Below are 20,060 nucleotides of genomic sequence, written 5' to 3' on the forward strand. Positions count from 1 at the left end.
TTCAAGACGGAAATCTGGTGCTTTCTCTACAGAATGTAACAAGCACGCCCTGGTGCGTTTATTGTTGTTCTGCAACCCACTGCATCACGGCGTTACGGGCAATTTTAATGCCGCCCTGGCGTAATGTATCTGGCAACAGTAACCACTGAACGGGTTGCTGGAAACGAGCCAGTTTATCCCGTATCCAGTCACTTAATGTTGCCAGCGCATTGGGGTCTGCCAGTTCCACAACAGCGACCGGGCGGTGCCCAAACTCTTCATCAATACGGGGCACAACGATGACCTGTTGAACCAGAGGATGCGCCATGATAACCCGCTCAACTTCTTCCGGTTGAATGCTTTCTCCACCACTGAAAAAGAGATTATCAAGCCGCCCGTGGATGGTGAGCGTATTGTTGGTGTATGTTCCGCGGTCCCGGGTGGCAAACCACCCTTCAGCGTTCAGCAGTGGCAGTAAATGGCCCTGGCGCCAGTAACCGGACGCCAGGCTGTCACCCCGTAACCAGACCTCATTGTCTACAACACGCACCTGGCGGCCTGCTAATGGCTGCCCCACGTCCCCACAGCCATCGGCGCGTTTGGCTGCCACGGTGGAAGCCATTTCGGTCATACCGTAGCCACACCAGCAAGCAATACCATGCAGTTGTGCTGTATCAGTTAAAGCAACAGGAATTGCCGCCCCACCCAACAATACTGCCTTTAAATTGCTTAACGAAACCGGGTTATCGCTCAGTAACCGCCATAATTGCGTTGGAACCAGTGAGGCATGCGTGCACCCCTGTAATGCCAAAGCCAGCGGCTGCTCCGGGCGCAATGCCAGCGCAGCCCCGGTTACCAGCCAGCGCCATAAAATCCCCTGGCCGGAGACATGAAACAGTGGCAGTGACAATAACCAGCAGTCATCGCGGCCAAATTCCATCAGTGCCGTTACCCCCCGCGCACTGGCAAGCTGCGCGCTGGCTGTATGCACTGCGGCTTTTGGCAAGCCAGTGGAACCGGAAGTCAGGGTCATGGAGACAAAGCGCTCTGGTTGCCACGGCTCTGCCCATTCGCCAGCCAGCGGCTGGTAATGCAAAACGGCAGGGCCAGGCACCGCATCACAGTCAAAACTCAGGGCAAAATGGATGGACAGCGACGGGATAAGTGCTGCCAGCAAGGTATCCGGCAGTTGCGGGTTGAGCGGTAACACCCGGGCACCACATTGCAACAGCGCCAGCCAGCTTAATAATAACGGCATACTGTTGCGCCCACGCAGGGCAACGCCCATTCCGGCATTCACACCCTGGCGATGAAAGCTGGCCGCCAGGTTATCTACCTGGTTTACCAGGTGCTGCCAGCTTATTTCACCATTTTGAGTATGCAATGCCACTTTCGCAGGTGCAAGGCTCGCCCAGTGGCGCCACGGGTAATTCGCCAGCGTCATTGCACCAACTCCAGCTCAGGCTGGCTGATTAGCGGCAATGGACTTCCCGGCCAGGGACGTAATAACTGTGCCTGCATCAAAGAGAGCGTATCCAGCCCCGGCGTTATTTGGGGCGTTAGCCATGCAGCGATACGCGCCAGTTGTGTTAGCCCAAGGCTTGATTCAATCGCCGAACTGATTACCACGTTCATGCCACACGCATGTGCCTGGTTAACCCATTCCTGCACCTGTTGCAGACTGCCAGTCAGTGAGGGTTTAATCACCAGAGTGTTGACTTCCGGGCACTGGCTTATCGCCACTTGCCCGTCGCGCAGGCTTTCATCCCACGCCAGTTTAATACCGGTGTCCCGGGCAAATGCCAGTGACAATTCCGGGGTTTTACACGGTTCTTCAAAAAACGCTATTCGTGAGCGTAGCGCCTCTGGTACATAGCGGGCAAACTGCGAGGCTTTTTGTGCAGACCAGCTCCGGTTGGCATCCAGGCGAAGCCAGAGGTCCGGAATGGCATCCAGCAATAAGCTGACCACCATGCCATCGCGTACCGCTTCATAGAGGCCCACTTTTATTTTGGCCTCTTTGCGGCCTGGTAACCCTTGCAACAGCGCAAATAACGCATCCGGGTCACCGGTACACAGCGGCACCGAGTGGTAATTCGCCTCTTGAGGCAGTTCACCAGACAGCTCCGCCAGCGCACAACTCAGCCCAAAAGCCACAGAAGGTTGTGCCGGGAGTTCAGGAGACTGCCCTGCCCGCCAGCCAGACAACCAGTGCAGGGCAGCAGACTGCGCTTCTTCAAGGCTCTCTGTACTCAGGCCAGGCAATGGAGCAATTTCGCCCCATCCCCGCTGATTGCCTTCACACAGTTCAACCACCAACCCTTCACGCATTTTCAGCCGGCGGTCGCGAATCACCACACCGGTATCCATGGGAATGGTGTAACGCCAGAGTTGTGCCTGTCGCATTACGGGTTCCGTTTGAATTTAGTGAAATCTGGCTGGCGTTTCTGGTTGAATGCGTTGCGCCCTTCCTGGCCTTCTTCTGTCATATAGAACAGCATCGTGGCGTTACCCGCCAGTTCCTGTAACCCGGCCTGACCATCACAATCAGCATTCAGTGCGGCTTTCAGGCAACGCAGTGCCATCGGGCTGTTTTTCAGCATTTCACGGCACCAGCGTACAGTTTCTTTTTCAAGACTTTCCAGTGGCACAACCGTATTGACCAGCCCCATATCCAGCGCCTGCTGAGCATCATACTGGCGGCACAGGAACCAAATTTCGCGCGCTTTTTTCTGGCCGACAATGCGCGCCATATAAGATGCGCCCCAGCCACCATCAAACGAACCAACTTTTGGCCCAGTCTGGCCAAAAATAGCATTTTCAGCCGCAATAGTGAGGTCGCACATCAGGTGTAACACATGCCCGCCACCAATGGAGTAACCGGCAACCATCGCCACGACAGGTTTCGGGCAGGTACGGATTTGGCGTTGAAAATCCAGTACATTCAGGTGGTGCACGCCAGAGTCGTCTTTATAACCACCGTAATCGCCACGCACTTTCTGGTCGCCACCGGAACAGAATGCTTTATCGCCTTCCCCGGTCAGCACAATGACACCGATATTGTCGTCATACCGCGCATCAGCCAGCGCCTGAATCATCTCTTTAACGGTCTGCGGGCGAAAGGCATTACGCACTTGCGGGCGGTTAATGGTGATTTTCGCGATCCCTTCTGCCGATTTGTGGTAGCGGATATCATCGTAACCTTCAGAGCAGTCCTGCCAGGAGACAGGGGCATACAGTTCTTGTTCATCGGGGTAAATCATGGCTGTTCCTCAGAATAGTGAGTCAAAATATCAATAACACACTGGCAATATGCCGCCGGATTCTCCCGGTGGGCATTGTGCCCGGCATGTTCAATCAGATGAAAAGGCGAGCCCAGCGCACGAGCAATGACCTGAAATTTTTGGTCCCGCGCGCCACACAGATAATGGAATGGCACAGGTAGCGCGGCTAATGCATCACCCAGCCACGGCTGGAGACCTAACGAAAGGTTACCCAGTGCGTTGCCGAGAGCGGCAGGCTGGTTGCCAGCGCGTTCCTTGATTAATTGCTGGCGTGCTGCATTAGAAAGTGAAGCAAATACGGGCTGGCGATACCAGGCATCCAGCACCTGTTCCAGAGGCTCAGCCGCAAACCGCAGCGCCCAGCGCTGGTCAGATTCAATACGCAGTAACCGTTCCTGTGGATCAGTCAGGCCCGGGTTACCACCTTCAATAATAATCCCCTGCAGGCCTGCAGGCTGCTGGCAGGCCGTGTACATAGCCAGCCTGCCCCCCAGTGAATACCCTATAAGCCAGTAACGCGTAATATTCCGCTCCGCAAGCGTATGGGTAAGTTGTACGAAGAACTCTGCGAACCCTGGTATGGCAACGTTTTCAGATGCGCCGTGGCCCGGCAGGTCGAGGTAGAATTGTGGCCAGCGAGTAAACGCTTTGCGGGTTGCCTGCCAGTCATCGGCTGAGCCAAGGAAGCCATGCAGCCAAACCAGATACGGTAGCTGAGGCTGCTCTCCCGGTATTATCTGCCCGGCAAGCGTCATTGCTGGCTGGCCCTGGCAACCAGTTTTTGTAACATCGCGGCCCCTTCAGCTTCCGGCACTTTCAGTTCAATCACGGTTGCTACTGCTGGCCCGGACCAGCACTGTTTCAGGCTCCCGGCTAACTCTTCAAGAGACTGCGGTGCAATATATGGCAGGCCAAACAACGCGGCGCCGTGGCGAAAATCTACGTTCTGCGGCATGGCATAGAATTCACTTCTCACTTCTGCAGGTGTGGGAAGCAGCGAAAAGATTTGCCCACCGTTGTTATTCACCACCACCAGTGCAACCGGAGCCGGGCAGGATCTTAATAATGCCAGTGAGTTGAGGTCGTACAGTGCAGATAAATCCCCCAGCACAGCAAGCGTTGGCTTGCAGGCCGCCCGTGCGACCCCCGCAAGAGTCGCCACCAGCCCATCAATACCACTGGCACCACGGTTGCCGTAGACAGGGTACCCACAGGGTAGTTGCGCCAATGCATCCACCAGGCGCACCGACAAACTGTTACCAATAAACAGTTGGCCTTTTTCTGGTAATAACCGGGGCAAACTCTTCGCCAGCCCGGCTTCACCCGCTGGCGGAATTTCTGTATCTACGGCCACTGCCGCCTGCTGCACATAAGGTTGGAGTGCGTCTGCCCAGCTCACCTGCTTGTGCGCCGGGTGTACATCCAGCCAGACCTCAACAGTTGCCTGAATCCGCCGCCCACGGTGATGCCCCGGGTCAAGCCGCCCGGGTAAAGGATCCACCAGCCACCAGTTGTCCTGATGCCCGCAGGCCTGCCACTGCAGTAAGCGTTTACTGGTGAGGCTCGCGCCAAACTGCACAACGATACGCGCCTGCTCCAACACCTGGAGCGCACCGGGGTTGGCAAGCCAGAGGTCAGCATAAGGCAAGGGTTGCCCGGTTTGGGACTGGATATCACTAATCAGCGGCCAGCCAAGCGTACTGGCCCAGTGAGCCACCCGTTCACCTTCCTGGGCAGTCATTCTGCCAGCAATAACTACCCCTTTTTTCTGCCGCCAGCTATGCCAGTCAGGCTGCGGGGTAACCCCCTGCGCGGCACTAAAAACTTGCCATGGTTTTTCACCCTGCCACCAGTTTCCCAGTGCCTGCTGCCAGGCAAGGCCGGTATCATCCATTTCGCCATATAAAGGCTCTGCAAATGGGCAGTTGATATGCAGCGCACCATGGCGCAATGCGCCCATTTGGCTGTCAATGGCACTGGCTAACCAGCGTGCAGGAATGGATTCTGTGGGGCGAGGTAGATTCAGCGTGGCGGCAGGGTGTGCGCCATAAATACCCGGCTGAACAATAGCCTGGTTGGCGCCACAATCAATTAATTCCGGCGGGCGATCGGCGGTCAGGACCACCAGTTTTTCGCCAGTCAGACCCGCTTCAATTACCGCAGGATAAATATTTGCTACCGCAGTACCTGAAGTCACAATGACCGCAACCGGCTCACCAGTGGCTTTGGCAAGGCCAAGCGCAAGGTGCCCCAGCCCGCGTTCATCAAAATGGGTATGAAACACAAAACCTGGCGTTTGAGTGGCGGCCAGTGTCAGTGGTGTGGAACGGGAACCCGGAGCAATACACACATGCCGGACTCCATTATGGTGTAATGCCTGCAAAATGACGGCGGCCCAGCGCCGGTTGAACGTGCTTAACGACATAACTTGACCCGCAATAGCATTTGCAAAAAAGTATAGCGTCGGCAAACTGGCAGACATTGATATACATCGGTTTATCCGCTTTCAACTGAATAATGAACGTAATGCCGCCACTTTATTTTCAATTTCCAGCCATTCTTCTGCCGGGTTTGACTGCGCCACAATACCTGCACCAGCATAAAGCCTGACGTTATTGTACTGAACCAGTGCTGAACGCAGTGCCACACAAAACTCGGAGGTTGCCAGGCTGAGATAACCGGCAGACCCGGCATACCAGCCACGGTTAAAGGGTTCGTGTGCATAAATAAAAGCCAATGCATCTTTGCGTGGCAACCCGGCCACCGCCGCTGTGGGCTGTAACTGCATCAGGCATGCAGTGTCATCTGCGTAGTTGAGGGTGGCAGTGATGGCCCGGTGTAAGTGTTGTACTTTTCGCAAGCGAATCACTTGTACAGGCTCCACATCAATCTGCCCGGCGACTGCCTGCAGCCGTTGGCAAATATCTTCAACCACCAGCCAGTTTTCATGCTGATTCTTTTTATCTTTCAGCAACCACTGGCTTTGTTGGTCTGCCTGGCTGTCATCTGCATCACGACCAACGGTTCCGGCCAGGGCTTCGGTTGATAATTGCCGCCCCGCCCTGTGCCACAGGCGCTCAGGTGAAGAACCCAGAAAGGCCTGGCGGGAGTCAAAGGCCATATAAAAGTGATAGCAGCGGCTGTTATGCTGGCGGCTGGCATGCATCAGCCAGGCGGGAGACATGGGCTGGGTGAGTTGCACATCCGTTGCCCGTGCCAGCACGACTTTGCCGAATTGCCCCCGGCTAATCGCCTGCGTTGCCTCGGCTACCAGGGCGAGCCACTGAGCTTCTGCAGGCAGATGCACCTGCTCACAGACCCGTGCGGCCAGCTCAGGGATTGCGGCAGCCGGGCATAAGCCGGACAACCAGAGTTCAGCCTCTGCCGCCGCTTCACACAGGCTGGTTTCGCTGTATAAGTTCAGGACCAGCCGGGCCTGTGAACCCTGCCGTTGCCAGGTGAGACGAGGGAGAAACAGTTGCCCGTGTTGCGGGTCAAACGCATTCAGCCCCCACAGGCGTAGCTCCGGGTATTCAGGAAAGCAGGAAAGGAAACGCTGCCCTTCAGCCAGTGAGGTAAAGGTACGCAATGCACACAGTACGGCGTATTCTTCATGGCCGTCACGGTGCTGCCAGTAAAACTGGGGCCAGCAGGCCTGGCTGTTCAGCCAGCACAGCGGGTCCTGGTTACCGGCAAGGCTCAGTGGCACCGACATTATTCTTACGCCGGGCGTGTCGGGAAGTTCTTTGCGTAACGCTTGCTGCAGCGCTTTCACCGCCTGTGTCAGTTCCATTTGCTATCCCGCCACGTAAAAACCCCAAATTATACGTGGTCAGAACAGAAATAGAATGCCGCCAGGCCGTTTGGCTGCACCAAAAAATGCGGTTATGAGGCAGATTTAACGCTACGCTCGCAAATGCCGCAGACAGGCTTACACATAATGGCTGAATGACAGGCTCTGCACATCCGCAGGAAGAGCAATCACTTTGCGAATACGCAACTGCCTTTGCAACCGGCCAAGCTGGGTGTCGGCCCGCACCAGTAGCAACGCATACCCGGTTTCAGACCAGCTATCAGGGTAATTCAGTAACGTGGTTATACACTGGCTCAGGCCAGTAACATTTTGGCGGGCACGGATAACCCGCCGTTGAAGGTCGTCGCTCATGGCGCGCTCACTTATTATGTTTTTTCCCAGAGTCTGTTTACTATAGTTAACCTACGTTACTTTGTGTATTTTTTATCCATGCCATGCCGCGGTGGGGAATATCATCTTCAAGGTACACATCGGTGACCGGCTCAAACCCGAATTGTTGGTAGAAATGCTGTAAATGCGCCTGGGCACTGAGATAAGGTGCAACACCCGGCCAGTGTCGCTGGCAAGCAGCCATTACGTGTTCCAGAAGCTGGTTTCCCAGTTTTTGCCCCCGGCAGGCAGGGTTAACTATCACGCGGCCAATCACCAGCGGGTGGTGGCGGTCGCTGGTCAGTATGCGGGCGTAAGCCACCAGTTTGCCGCCCTGCCAGCCAAGAATATGGCGGTTTTCACCTGATAAATCCTCGCCATCAACATCCAGGTACGGGCAGTTTTGCTCAACAACAAATACCGCGCAGCGCAGGTGCAACAGCGCGTATAACTGCGGGACAGTCAGTTCTGAATGGTGTAAGTCCTGCCAGGTCATCATGGTTTTCTCCTGCTGTGTTCCCGACAAAAAAACCGCCGTTTCCGGCGGTTTAATATGAGTATACCTGTTGGTAATACAGTGATTACATCAAAGGCTGAGCCAGTTGCACCAGGCTAATCAGCGGCTGCGGCCAAATCCCTAACAGCAACACCAGAACAGCAGAGATCAGCACCACAACACCACCCGCAGTGAATGCCCAGTTAGACGGGGTATCACGAGCGGGTTGCTGTGGTTTGGACAAGTAGAGACTGACAGTAACGCGCAGGTAGTAGTACAGGCCAATCGCACTCCCCACCACAACAGCGCCTGTCAGCCACCACAAGTGTGCATGCACACCCACAGCAAGAATATAGAACTTACCGATAAAGCCCAGGGTCATCGGGATCCCGGCCAGGGAAAGCATCATGACTGTCATCACTGCCGCAAGGACAGGACGGTGCCAGAACAGACCACGGTAGGAATACAGGGTATCGGCATCCGGGCCACGGTAAGGGCTGGACATCAGGCTGACAATACCAAACGCGCCCAGGCTGCTGAACAGATAACCGGTCAGGTAAACACCCACTGCTTCCATGGAGACGTCGCCACTGTGCAACGCAATTAACGCTACCAGCAAATACCCCAGGTGAGAAATAGATGAGTAACCGAGCAGGCGTTTAATATTGGTCTGGCTCAGTGCCATCAGGTTCCCGAACAGGATAGAGGCAAACGCGATTATCCCCAGAACAATACGCACTGCTTCGCTGTCGCCCATCGGCGCGTACAGAAACAGGCGCATCACCACACCAAAAATAGCGATTTTACTGGCAGTTGCCAGGAAGGTTGATACCGGTGCCGGAGCGCCCTGGTAAACATCAGGCGTCCACAGGTGGAACGGCACCAGCGACAGTTTGAAGCCTAACCCGACAATCATCATACCCAGCCCGGCCAGTAACAAGGGCTCATGGAGCATATTGTCGTTGAGGCTCTTGCCAATGCTGACAAAAGACAGACTGCCAGACTCCGCATACAGCAGCGCAATACCAAACAGCAGGAAAGACGATGCCGCAGCAGACATAATGGTGTATTTGATACTGGCTTCAAGTGAGCGTTTTTGCCGGTATGCATAGCCAACCAGGCCAAACAGCGGTAAAGAAATCAGCTCGATACCAATAAACAGTGAAGCCATATGATTGGCGCAGGACAGCAAAATCCCGCCCATCGCGGCAATCAGCACCAGCAGGTAAAACTCTTCACGGTTGTCCGGGTACCCCTGCAACCAGGGATAGGCGAAGGTACAGGTCGCCAGACTTGCCGCCAGCACCAGCCCGGTATAGAGCGCAGCGTAACCATCGACACGCAACAGTGGCGTGACATCCATTGCGCCAACCTGGGTAGAAAACCACAATGAGACCAGTGCGGCATTCAGCCCGATTACAGATAACGTGGCATTAAGAAAGTGGTCGCGTCGCCACGCAATGGAGAGCATCACAACCACCACTGTCAATCCGACGATCAACAGCGGCAGCAGCGCGATCAGTTGTTGAGCAGTTATTGTCATGGCGAATTACGGCCTTGTAGTTGAAATAGAACTGGTAAACCACTGCTGGATATTACTCACCGCAGCGTGTGAGGTATCCAGAACCGGTTGCGGGAAGAACCCAAGCAGCAGCAGGAGTGCGACCAGCAACAAAATAATAAATAATTCCCGCATCGACAGACCGCGCATCGGCTTACGTGCCGCTTCACTTTTCGCCTGGCCAAAATAGGCACGATGCAGCATCGCCAGCGAGTAAACCGATGCGAACACCAGGCCAAAGGTGGAAATTACCGTAATGACCGGCACCACATGGTAGCTACCGAACAGAATCATAAATTCGCCAACGAAGTTGCCAGTACCCGGTAACCCCAGAGTGGCGACAGCAAAGAACATAGACAACGCTGGCAACCAGCGGATGTTACTCCACAGCCCGCCCATCAAACGCATGTCGCGAGTGTGCATTCTTTCGTAAATCTGGCCACACAGAATAAACAACCCGGCAGCAGACAAACCGTGGGCAATCATCTGGATCACCGCCCCCTGATAAGCCAGTTGACTGCCAGAATAGATAGCAATCATCACGAAGCCCATATGGGAAACCGAGGTGTAAGCGATAAGGCGTTTGATATCTGTCTGGGTGAATGCCATCCACGCACCGTAGAAAATACCAATCACCCCAAGCCACATGGCGATGGGTGCGAACTCAGCCGATGCGTTAGGGAACAATGGCAGCGAGAAACGCAATAAACCGTAAGCTGCGGTTTTCAGCAGGATCCCCGCGAGGTCAACAGAACCCGCAGTCGGTGCCTGAGAGTGCGCATCCGGCAGCCAGCCATGCAGTGGCACCACTGGCATTTTAACCGCAAAGGCAATGAAGAAGCCGAGCATCAACAGCCATTCCACGGTGTGCGACATTGGCGTGTGCAACAGTTCGGTGTAGTTGAATGTCCAGACACCAGTCGCATTGTAGTGCACCAGCACCAGCGCCAGAATAGCTATCAGCATCACCAGGCCGCTTGCCTGGGTATAAATAAAGAATTTGGTTGCTGCACTGATACGCGTCTTCCCGTCGGAGGCTTTGTGGCCCCAGAGAGCTATCAGGAAGTACATCGGCACCAGCATCATTTCCCAGAAGAAGAAGAACAGGAACATATCAATCGCCAGGAAGACGCCAATAACGCCGCCCAGGATCCACATCAGGTTGAGGTGGAAGAAGCCCTGATATTTTTCAATTTCATTCCAGGAACACAGCACTGCCAGAACACCCAGCAGAGAGGTCAGCACCACCATCAGCAGTGACAGCCCATCCAGCGCAAGGTGAATGGAAATGCCAAAGCGTGGGATCCACTCTCGGGTGAATTCAGATTGCCACTGCGGCAAGCCTGTTGCCTGCGTGAGTGAATAACCGCCCTGCAGCCAGAGTTGTAACGACAGCGCGAGTGTCAGCCCCATGGTAATCAGCGCTATCCAACGCGGTGTACGAACGCCAAAACGCTCGGTCTGCCAGCACAGGAAGCCGCCGATAAAGGGAATGAGTATTAGCCAGGGTAATAACATGGCAATTTATTTCCTTATTGATCTATCTGATGGTGAGACTGTTGCCACACGCTATGCATTGCACGCCGTCACGCCAGCCACACCATAAGAACAGGAAAAACAGCACAACATAATTTTCAGGGAAACAGGTTTCGCCGCTCCCCTGATATCCATTAATGCAACACCATCAGCAGTGCCAGCACCACAACAGCACCAATGCTCATGGACGCAACATACCAACGTAAATGACCGCTTTCGCTTAGCAGCAAACCTCTGCCTGCAAAACGCGACAATATCGCCGGAATGTTCATCAGTGCATTCAGTGGGTCACGTTGCAGCAACCAGCCAATCGCTTTAAATGGTTTGACGAAAATGGCGTCATATAACCAGTCAAAGCCCCAGGCATGGAACCACCATGTGCTGAAGAAACGCCCCGGTGCGCTTTTGGCAACCGCACTGACCAGAGTACGTTTACCCAGCCACAACCAGGCAGCAATCAGGATGCCGATAATCGCAACGGCCCCGGAGGTCATTTCCAGTGTTGTTTTTCCTGCATGCCCCAAATCGCTTTCCGGCAACACGCCAGCCAGCGGTGGCGTAATTAATGCCCCCACGAAAGTAGACAGCACCAGCAGCACCAGCAACGGCAGGTGGTGGGTGATACCTTTTCCGGCATGAGCATGAATTTTCTCTTCGCCATGGAACACAATGAAGATCATACGGAAGGTGTAAATTGAGGTGAGGAATGCCCCAACCAGCCCGGCCAGCATCAGGTTCTGGTGGCCACTGGCAAGCGCGCCCCACAGAATCTCATCTTTACTGTAGAAACCTGCGGTAATCACCGGCAACGCAGACAACGCCGCGCCACCCACCAGGAAGCAGACATAAACCAGTGGAATCGACTTACGCAAGCCGCCCATTTTAAATATGTTCTGCTCGTGGTGGCATGCCAGGATAACGGAACCTGAAGACAGGAACAGCAACGCTTTGAAGAACGCGTGGGTCATCAGGTGGAAAATCGCCGCATCCCATGCCTGTACCCCAAGGGCCAGGAACATGTAACCAATCTGGCTCATGGTTGAATAAGCCAGCACACGTTTGATATCTGTCTGCACCAGTGCGGCAAAACCCGCCAGCACCAGCGTAACTGCACCAACAATACCCACCAGATGAAGCACCTCTGGCGTCATCAGGAACAGGCCATGGGTACGGGCAATCAAATAGACCCCGGCAGTTACCATGGTTGCCGCGTGGATCAGTGCGGAAACGGGGGTTGGGCCAGCCATGGCATCAGCCAGCCATGTCTGCAACGGTAACTGAGCTGATTTACCCACAGCACCACCCAGCAGCATCAACGTTGCCCACTGCAACATAGTGTTGCCCGCAGCAAAGTGTTGCGGCGCCAGTTCCACCATTTCGCGGAAATTCAGCGTACCGAGTTCGTTATAGAGAATGAACAGTGCGAAAGCCAGGAATACGTCGCCCACACGGGTAACGATAAAGGCTTTCATGGCTGCTGCCCCATTTTTCGGGTCGGTATAGTAGAAGCCAATCAGCAGGTAAGAACACAGCCCCACGCCTTCCCAACCCAAATACATCAGCATCAGGTTATCGGCCAGCACCAGAATCACCATGCTGGCAATAAACAGGTTGGTATAGGCAAAGAAGCGCGAATAGCCTTCTTCGCCGCGCATATACCAGGATGCGAACATATGGATTAAGAAGCCAACCCCGGTCACGACAGACAGCATCGTCAGTGACAGGCCATCCAGCACCAGGTTGAAGGCGACGGTAAAGTTACCCACCGACATCCAGGTCCACAAAGGCAAAGTAAACGCCTGCTTACCGTGGTTGAAGAAATCCATCCCCGCCCATGCGGTGACTAAAGCGGCCAGCCCTACAGAGCCAACCCCCACCGTTGCAGACAGGTTTTCTGACCAGCGCCCACGCGAAAAGGCCAGCAATACATAACCAAGCAGTGGCAGGAAAAAAGTTAACCAGAGCAGATTCATCCGCGCATCTCACTTACTGAATCGATATTCAGATTCTGGCGACGACGATGGAGCTGCAACAGCAGCGCCAGACCAATACTGGCTTCCGCCGCAGCAAGGGTAATCGCCAGGATGTACATTACCTGCCCTTCCGGCTGCCCCCAATAACTGCCCGCCACGACAAATGCCAGTGCGGCAGCGTTGATCATTACTTCAAGGCTAATCAGCATAAACAGCAGATTGCGACGAATCATCAGCCCGGTCAGGCCAAGGACAAAGAGAATGGCCGCAAGAATGAGCCCATGTTGTAGCGGTATCATGCGCGTTCCTCCGATTTTCTTGTTGCCATATCACCAGAGCGGTTACTGATGACTTCGCCCTGGCGCTCTTCACGGCCAATATGGAAGGCAACGACCAGCCCGGCCAGCAGCAGCATGGATGCCAGCTCAACAGCCAGAACGTACGGGCCAAATAAAGCAATACCGACCTCTTTGGCATTGATGGCTGCGCCGTCAATCCCCTGGTCATTCAGCCCCATAATGCCTTTCACAATGACAAACAACAGCACCGCACTCAGGATGCCAGGGCCAATCCACAATTGCGGCTTGAGCCAGGCGCGTTCTTGCTCCACAACCGAGTTGCCAAGGTTAAGCATCATCACCACGAACACGAACAACACCATAATGGCGCCCGCGTAAACGATGATTTCCAGCGCACCGGCAAAGTAAGCGCCCATGGAGAAAAACACACCAGCGATAGACAACAACGACACAATCAGATACAGCAACGCGTGCACCGGATTGGTATGCGTGATCACCCTCAGGGTGGTCAGGATGGCCACAAGGGCACAAAGATAAAATGAAAATTCCATTCCCGACTCCTTAAGGTAACAAGCTCTTGACGTCGATAGGTTTGGCTTCGTTTTCCGCCTGGCCTTTATCTTTTCCGTCAATTGCCATGCCAGCCATACGATAGAAGTTATATTCCGGGTATTTACCAGGCCCGGAAATCAACAAATCTTCTTTTTCGTACACCAGGTCCTGACGCTTGAATTCACCCAGTTCAAAATCCGGCGTCAACTGAATCGCGGTTGTAGGGCAGGCCTCTTCACACAGACCGCAAAAGATGCAGCGTGAAAAGTTGATCCGGAAAAACTCCGGGTACCAGCGGCCATCTTTCATCTCTGCTTTTTGCAGAGAGATACAACCTACCGGGCAGGCTACCGCACATAAGTTACAGGCAACGCACCGCTCTTCACCATCCGGGTCGCGGGTGAGCACAATACGCCCACGGTAACGCGGTGGCAGATAAACCGGCTCTTCCGGATACATCCGGGTTTCACGCTTGGCAAAAGCGTGTAACCCTATCATCCAGATACTGCGCAGTTGGGTGCCGAAACCAACCACTAATTCTTTCAATGTCATGGTTTTTTCACCCCTTAAGATGCCTGCCAGAGAATAACCGCAGCGGTTACCAACAAATTAATCAGAGTCAGTGGCAGACACACTTTCCAGCCAAAGGACATCACCTGGTCATAACGTGGGCGCGGCAGTGCGGCACGAATCAGAATAAACATCATCATGAAGAACGCGGTTTTCAGCGCGAACCAGATGAATGGCGGTAACCAGGGACCATTCCAGCCGCCAAAGAACAGGGTGACAATCAACGCAGAGACCGTCACGATGCCGATGTATTCCCCCACAAAGAACAAACCGAACTTCATCCCGGAATATTCAATATGGTAACCATCTGCCAGTTCCTGCTCAGCTTCCGGTTGGTCAAACGGGTGGCGGTGGCATACCGCCACACCCGCAATAGCAAAGGTGATAAAACCAAAGAACTGCGGCACGATGTTCCACAAATGCGCCTGGTTGTTCACAATGTCGGTCATATTGAATGACCCCGCCTGTGCCACCACACCCATCAGGGACAAACCGAGAAACACTTCATAACTCAGCGTTTGTGCAGAAGCACGCATTGCGCCCAGCAGTGAGTATTTGTTGTTGCTGGACCAGCCAGCAAACAACACTGCGTAAACCGCAAGCCCTGCCATCATCAGGAAAAACAGAATCCCGATATTCAGGTCTGCCACCACCCAGGTGGGGCTTACCGGCACAATCGCGAACGCCAGCAACAATGAAGTGAACGCAATCATCGGTGCCAGGGTAAAAATAACCCGGTCGGAGAAGCGCGGGATCCAGTCCTCTTTAAAGAACATTTTGATCATGTCGGCTGCCAACTGCAGCGACCCGCCCCAACCCACACGGTTTGGCCCGTAACGGTTCTGGAACAGACCCAGCAAACGGCGTTCACCAAAACTCATGAAGGCACCGCACACCACCACAACCAAAATAATAACCACCGCTTTCAGCACACTGAAAATGACGGAGAGAACTTCAGGTGTCAGCCAGCTCATGCTTGTGCCTCCTGCAGATTACTCAGTTGTGCCCCAGCCAAAACTGGCGCAACGCCCGGCATCCCCATCGGCAGGCCAACCTGCCCGGCAGCCAGCCCGTCACTCAACTGAACCGGCAGACGCAGGGTTTGCCCATCGACAGTGAAGCTCGCAACCGCACCTTCGTTAATACCAAGGTTTGCGGCATCCGTTGGGTTCAGGCGTAACACGGCAACCGGCATACGTTTCTGGAAAACCGGCGAGCGCTGCGATAACTCATCGCTGCCAAACAGGTGGTAATAAGGTGCAACACGCCACTGGCCAGCAACCGCAGCAAACGGTTGTGGCACTGTGGTGAACCAGACAGCCTGATTATCTGATGGTTCAATCAGGCGCACACCCGGGTCGCCAAAGCGTAAGTGGCCGCCCACTTCGTCCTGGAATTTGTTCCACGCTTGCGGTGAGTTCCAGCCCGGAGCCCAGGCAAATGGAACTTGCTGGCGCTGTGCACCAGGCTGGTTGTTCCCTTCCATTGAGAAAGCGAACATGGTGTCCTGGTCTTGTGGCTGGCGAGGTTCATGGACACTGATATTGGCGCGCATCGCCGTGCGGCCACTGTAACGATGAGGTTCACGCGCCAGTTTTTGCCCACGGATACGGAAGCTGGCTTCCGGCGCGGCTTCTTTCATACCAGCCAGTTGCGGGAACTTCGCGATGCAGGCGTCAATGACGTGATCAAGCTGAGTCCAGTCCACAGCACGGTTTTCTACCATGCTGTGTAACGAATGCAGCCAGCGCCAGCTTTCCAGCATCACCCAGTCACTGTGGTAATAAGCCGGGTCGAACACCTGGAAGAAACGCTGTGCGCGGCCTTCGTTATTCACCACGGTACCATCGCTTTCTGCGAAACTTGCCGCAGACAAGACCAAATGCGCGTGGTCCATAATTTGGGTACGCTGATGGTCAATCACCATCACCAGCGGTGCTTTACTGAGCGCTGCATCCACCCGGGATGCACTGGCGTGGCGGTGCAGGTCATTTTCCAGCACAATCACTGCATCTGCACTGCCGTTTTCCAGCTCGCTGAGCGCGGTATCAAGTGAACCACCACCCAGCATCCCCAGGCCAACGCTGTTCACTGAACGTGCCACCAGAGTAATACCAACATCGGCACCGCGATTTTTCAGCGCCGTCGCCACATTACCTGCGGCTTCCAGTAATGCTTCACTCCCGGCGTTAGTACCGGAAATAATCAGTGGCTTTTTCGCACCAGCCAGCGCCTGAACAATAACATCAACTTTGTTTTTCAGGTCATTGTTGGTGAGCTCAACCGCCGGTGCTGAGCTGTCCAGCGCACTGGCAATGGCAAAGCCAAGGCGCGCCTGATCTTCAACCGGTGCACGGTAGGTCCACGCGGCAATATCATCAAGGCGAGTGCTGTCGACGTTAGTAACAAACAGCGGGTGCTTGGCGTGCTGCCCAATATTGAGAATGGCGGCGATTTGCCAGTCGGCCACTTTTTGTGCCGCTGCCATTTCGCGCGCTTTGCCTTTTACGGCCTGGCGCACAGCCAGTGCAGCACGGGCACCGGTTTGAGTGAGGTCTTCACCCAAAATCAGCACCGCGTCATAGCTTTCAATTTCACGCAGTGACGGCGTACGGACACCGCCTTCGCGCAGAATACTCAACATACGCTGCAGACGGGACTGTTCACCAGCGGCAATACCGGTATAGAAATTACCTTCACCCACCAGTTCACGCAGTGCGAAGTTGCTTTCCACACTGGCGCGCGGTGAACCAATACCAATCACGCGTTTAGACTGGCGCAGAATATCTGCCGCGCCCTGCAAAGCCTGCTCAGCATTAACCGCAATAATATCGTCGCCACGGCGTTGCAGTGGCTGATGCGGGCGGTCTTCGCGGTTGACATAACCGTAGCCAAAACGCCCACGGTCACACAGGAAGTAATGGTTTACCGAACCGTTATAGCGGTTTTCGATACGGCGCAATTCACCATAACGCTCACCCGGGCTGGTGTTGCACCCCAGGCTGCACTGCTGGCAAATGCTCGGCGCAAACTGCATATCCCATTTACGGTTATAACGCTCTGAGTGAGTTTTGTCGGTAAATACGCCGGTTGGGCACACTTCTACCAGGTTGCCGGAAAATTCACTTTCCAGCGTGCCGTCTTCCGGGCGGCCAAAATAGACGTTGTCATGTGCGCCATAAACACCCAGGTCGGTGCCATCGGCATAATCTTTGTAGTAACGGACACAACGATAACAGGCGATGCAGCGGTTCATTTCATGGGAAATAAACGGCCCCAGCTCCTGGTTTCTGTGTGTACGTTTAGTAAAACGATAACGGCGGAAGCTGTGGCCGGTCATCACTGTCATATCCTGAAGATGGCAGTTACCACCCTCTTCACAAACAGGACAATCGTGCGGGTGGTTAGTCATTAACCATTCCACCACGCTTTCACGGAATTGCTTCGCTTCATCGTCTGCAATTGAAATAAAGCTACCGTCTGACGCTGGTGTCATACAGGACATCACCAGGCGACCACGGGTATCTTCGGCATTTTGGTATTGCTTTACCGCACACTGGCGGCAGGCACCCACACTCCCCAGTGCCGGGTGCCAGCAAAAGTACGGAATATCAAGGCCGAGAGAGAGACACGCCTGCAACAGGTTGTCTGCACCATCTACCTCATACTCTTTGCCGTCTACATGAATCGTTGCCATAGTCAGCATGCTTCCATCAGGCCTGACACACTGTCAGGCGTTAATCAAAATTCGGTTTGCGGCGCTCACCCGCTTGCGGGTTGCGGCTTACCAGCGCGCTTTCAACAGGTTTGGCTGTATCCCGTTTATCAATCGGGTATTGTTAAAGTCCTGCTGAATACCTGCTTCAAATTCTTCGCGGAAGTATTTAATCGCGCTTTGTAAAGGCTCAACGGCCCCTGGCGCATGAGCACAGAAGGTTTTGCCCGGGCCCAGTGAACGGCACAACTGCTCAAGCGTTTCGATATCGCCCGGTTGCCCTTCACCTTTTTCAATGGCACGCAAGATTTTTACACTCCACGGCAAACCATCGCGGCATGGCGTACACCACCCACAGGATTCCCGCGCAAAAAACTCTTCCAGGTTGCGCACCAGGGAAACCATGTTGATTTCGTGGTCAACTGCCATCGCCAACGCTGTACCCAGGCGGCTTCCCGCCTTACCAATGCTTTCAAATTCCATTGGCAAATCAAGATGAGCATCAGTCAGGAAGTCAGTACCTGCGCCACCAGGCTGCCAGGCTTTAAACTTCAGGCCATCACGCATGCCACCGGCATAATCTTCAAGAATTTCACGGGCAGTGGTACCAAACGGCAGTTCCCAAACACCGGGGTTTTTTACCCGACCGGAGAACCCCATCAGTTTGGTGCCATTATCTTTGCTCTTGCCCGCCGAAATGCCCTGATACCATTCAAGCCCATCGGCCAGAATTGCCGGAACATTACACAGGGTTTCGACGTTGTTAACACAAGTCGGCTTACCCCAGACGCCGGCACTGGCCGGGAATGGCGGTTTGGAACGCGGATTGGCGCGACGGCCTTCCAGTGAGTTAATTAACGCCGTTTCTTCACCGCAAATATAGCGCCCGGCACCGGTATGCACGAACAGCTCAAAATCAAAACCAGAACCGAGGATATTTTTCCCCAGTAACCCGGCTTCGGTGGCTTCCGCAATGGCGCGGCGTAAATGCTGAGCGGCCTCAATATATTCGCCACGCAGGAAGATGTAGCCACGGTAAGCTTTCAGTGCAAATGCCGCGATAAGCATCCCTTCCACTAACAAGTGAGGGAGTTGCTCCATCAGCATACGGTCTTTATAAGTGCCGGGTTCCATTTCATCGGCGTTACACAGCAGGTAACGGATATTCATGGATTCGTCTTTCGGCATCAGGCTCCATTTGAGCCCGGTGAGAAAGCCCGCACCACCACGGCCTTTCAGCCCGGAGTCTTTTACCAGGCTGACGATTTCATCCGGTGCCATTCCTGTCAGAGCCTTACGCGCACCTTCATACCCATTCTTGCTGCGGTATTCATCCAGCCAGACAGGTTGTTTATCATCACGCATCCGCCAGGTCAGCGGATGGGTTTCGGCAGTACGAATAATCGTCTTCATTTATACTGCTCCAGAAGTTCCGGGATAGCCTCAGGCGTAAGATGGCTGTGGGTATCCTCATCAATCATCATGGTCGGCCCTTTGTCGCAGTTACCCAGACAGCAGGTCGGCAGCAGTGTAAAACGGCCATCAAACGTGGTTTGGCCCGGTTTGATTTCCAGGTGTTTTTCAATGGCGGACTGAATGCCCTGGTAACCTGTGATATGGCACACCACGCTATCGCAATAGCGAATAACATGGCGGCCAACAGGCTGGCGGAAGATTTGGCTGTAGAATGTCGCCACACCTTCAACATCACTGGCGGGAATACCCAGTAAGCCGGCGATTTCATTAATTGCGCCATCAGGCACCCAGCCACGTTGTTTCTGGACGATTTTCAGCGCTTCAATGGACGCCGCACGCGGGTCTTCATAATGATGCTTTTCGTGCTCAATCGCCTCACGCTCTGCGGCACTCAGTGCAAAGGCACCCGTTTGGGGTTGTTGATTATCGTGCATAA

At 54.3% G+C, this 20,060-nt stretch carries 18 protein-coding genes; all 18 read right to left on the minus strand.

The features are described 5' to 3' along the window. Positions 1 to 58: 58 nt before the first annotated feature. Positions 59 to 1,423, minus strand: coding sequence for an o-succinylbenzoate--CoA ligase (gene menE, locus DT73_RS23165; RefSeq protein WP_036115947.1), 1,365 nt, complete (start codon positions 1,421 to 1,423; stop codon positions 59 to 61). Continuing rightward, positions 1,420 to 2,385 (minus strand): o-succinylbenzoate synthase, encoded by a 966-nt coding sequence (gene menC, locus DT73_RS23170; protein ID WP_036115949.1) that lies wholly within the window; start codon positions 2,383 to 2,385, stop codon positions 1,420 to 1,422. The genes menE and menC overlap by 4 nt, the downstream gene beginning before the upstream one ends. Next, positions 2,385 to 3,242: a 1,4-dihydroxy-2-naphthoyl-CoA synthase gene (gene menB / locus DT73_RS23175; RefSeq protein ID WP_036115952.1), complete on the minus strand. Its 858-nt coding sequence runs from the start codon at positions 3,240 to 3,242 to the stop codon at positions 2,385 to 2,387. Before menB ends, menC begins: the two co-directional genes overlap by 1 nt. Then, positions 3,239 to 4,018: a 2-succinyl-6-hydroxy-2,4-cyclohexadiene-1-carboxylate synthase gene (gene menH, locus DT73_RS23180; RefSeq protein WP_036115956.1), complete on the minus strand. Its 780-nt coding sequence runs from the start codon at positions 4,016 to 4,018 to the stop codon at positions 3,239 to 3,241. Before menH ends, menB begins: the two co-directional genes overlap by 4 nt. After that, the gene (menD, locus tag DT73_RS23185; protein WP_036116443.1) at positions 4,015 to 5,688 is read right to left on the minus strand and encodes a 2-succinyl-5-enolpyruvyl-6-hydroxy-3-cyclohexene-1-carboxylic-acid synthase; all 1,674 of its coding nucleotides are present in this window, start codon (positions 5,686 to 5,688) and stop codon (positions 4,015 to 4,017) included. The genes menH and menD overlap by 4 nt, the downstream gene beginning before the upstream one ends. 81 nt (positions 5,689 to 5,769) lie before the next feature. Next, a complete protein-coding gene (gene menF / locus DT73_RS23190) occupies positions 5,770 to 7,056 on the minus strand; it encodes an isochorismate synthase MenF (protein WP_036115959.1) in 1,287 nt (428 codons plus the stop codon). Positions 7,057 to 7,194: 138 nt separating this feature from the next. Continuing rightward, the gene (locus tag DT73_RS23195) at positions 7,195 to 7,428 is read right to left on the minus strand and encodes a hypothetical protein (protein WP_036115961.1); all 234 of its coding nucleotides are present in this window, start codon (positions 7,426 to 7,428) and stop codon (positions 7,195 to 7,197) included. A 46-nt stretch (positions 7,429 to 7,474) separates the two neighbouring features. Next, complete coding sequence (locus tag DT73_RS23200; RefSeq protein ID WP_036115963.1) at positions 7,475 to 7,945, minus strand: GNAT family N-acetyltransferase; 471 nt, start codon at positions 7,943 to 7,945, stop codon at positions 7,475 to 7,477. A gap of 82 nt (positions 7,946 to 8,027) precedes the next feature. Then, positions 8,028 to 9,485 carry an NADH-quinone oxidoreductase subunit NuoN gene (nuoN, locus tag DT73_RS23205; protein WP_036115965.1) on the minus strand — a complete coding sequence of 486 codons (1,458 nt, stop codon included), beginning with the start codon at positions 9,483 to 9,485 and terminating at the stop codon, positions 8,028 to 8,030. A 6-nt stretch (positions 9,486 to 9,491) separates the two neighbouring features. Next, the gene (gene nuoM / locus DT73_RS23210; protein ID WP_036115967.1) at positions 9,492 to 11,021 is read right to left on the minus strand and encodes an NADH-quinone oxidoreductase subunit M; all 1,530 of its coding nucleotides are present in this window, start codon (positions 11,019 to 11,021) and stop codon (positions 9,492 to 9,494) included. 152 nt (positions 11,022 to 11,173) lie between these two features. Further along, positions 11,174 to 13,012: an NADH-quinone oxidoreductase subunit L gene (gene nuoL, locus DT73_RS23215; RefSeq protein WP_036115968.1), complete on the minus strand. Its 1,839-nt coding sequence runs from the start codon at positions 13,010 to 13,012 to the stop codon at positions 11,174 to 11,176. Next, positions 13,009 to 13,311, minus strand: a complete 303-nt coding sequence (gene nuoK / locus DT73_RS23220) for an NADH-quinone oxidoreductase subunit NuoK (RefSeq protein WP_036115971.1) — start codon at positions 13,309 to 13,311, stop codon at positions 13,009 to 13,011. Before nuoK ends, nuoL begins: the two co-directional genes overlap by 4 nt. Then, positions 13,308 to 13,862 carry an NADH-quinone oxidoreductase subunit J gene (gene nuoJ / locus DT73_RS23225; RefSeq protein ID WP_036115972.1) on the minus strand — a complete coding sequence of 185 codons (555 nt, stop codon included), beginning with the start codon at positions 13,860 to 13,862 and terminating at the stop codon, positions 13,308 to 13,310. Before nuoJ ends, nuoK begins: the two co-directional genes overlap by 4 nt. 10 nt (positions 13,863 to 13,872) lie before the next feature. Continuing rightward, complete coding sequence (nuoI, locus tag DT73_RS23230; RefSeq protein ID WP_036115974.1) at positions 13,873 to 14,415, minus strand: NADH-quinone oxidoreductase subunit NuoI; 543 nt, start codon at positions 14,413 to 14,415, stop codon at positions 13,873 to 13,875. Positions 14,416 to 14,429: 14 nt separating this feature from the next. Next, entirely contained in the window at positions 14,430 to 15,407 is a 978-nt protein-coding gene (gene nuoH, locus DT73_RS23235) for an NADH-quinone oxidoreductase subunit NuoH (RefSeq protein ID WP_036115976.1), read from the minus strand. Further along, positions 15,404 to 18,130, minus strand: coding sequence for an NADH-quinone oxidoreductase subunit NuoG (gene nuoG, locus DT73_RS23240; protein ID WP_036116444.1), 2,727 nt, complete (start codon positions 18,128 to 18,130; stop codon positions 15,404 to 15,406). Before nuoG ends, nuoH begins: the two co-directional genes overlap by 4 nt. Before the next feature lie 87 nt (positions 18,131 to 18,217). Continuing rightward, entirely contained in the window at positions 18,218 to 19,561 is a 1,344-nt protein-coding gene (gene nuoF, locus DT73_RS23245; RefSeq protein ID WP_036115978.1) for an NADH-quinone oxidoreductase subunit NuoF, read from the minus strand. Then, complete coding sequence (gene nuoE / locus DT73_RS23250) at positions 19,558 to 20,058, minus strand: NADH-quinone oxidoreductase subunit NuoE (RefSeq protein ID WP_036115983.1); 501 nt, start codon at positions 20,056 to 20,058, stop codon at positions 19,558 to 19,560. The genes nuoF and nuoE overlap by 4 nt, the downstream gene beginning before the upstream one ends. Positions 20,059 to 20,060: the final 2 nt, after the last annotated feature.

It is taken from the genome of Mangrovibacter sp. MFB070 (assembly GCF_000705335.1).
Taxonomy (GTDB): Bacteria; Pseudomonadota; Gammaproteobacteria; order Enterobacterales; family Enterobacteriaceae; genus Mangrovibacter; species Mangrovibacter plantisponsor.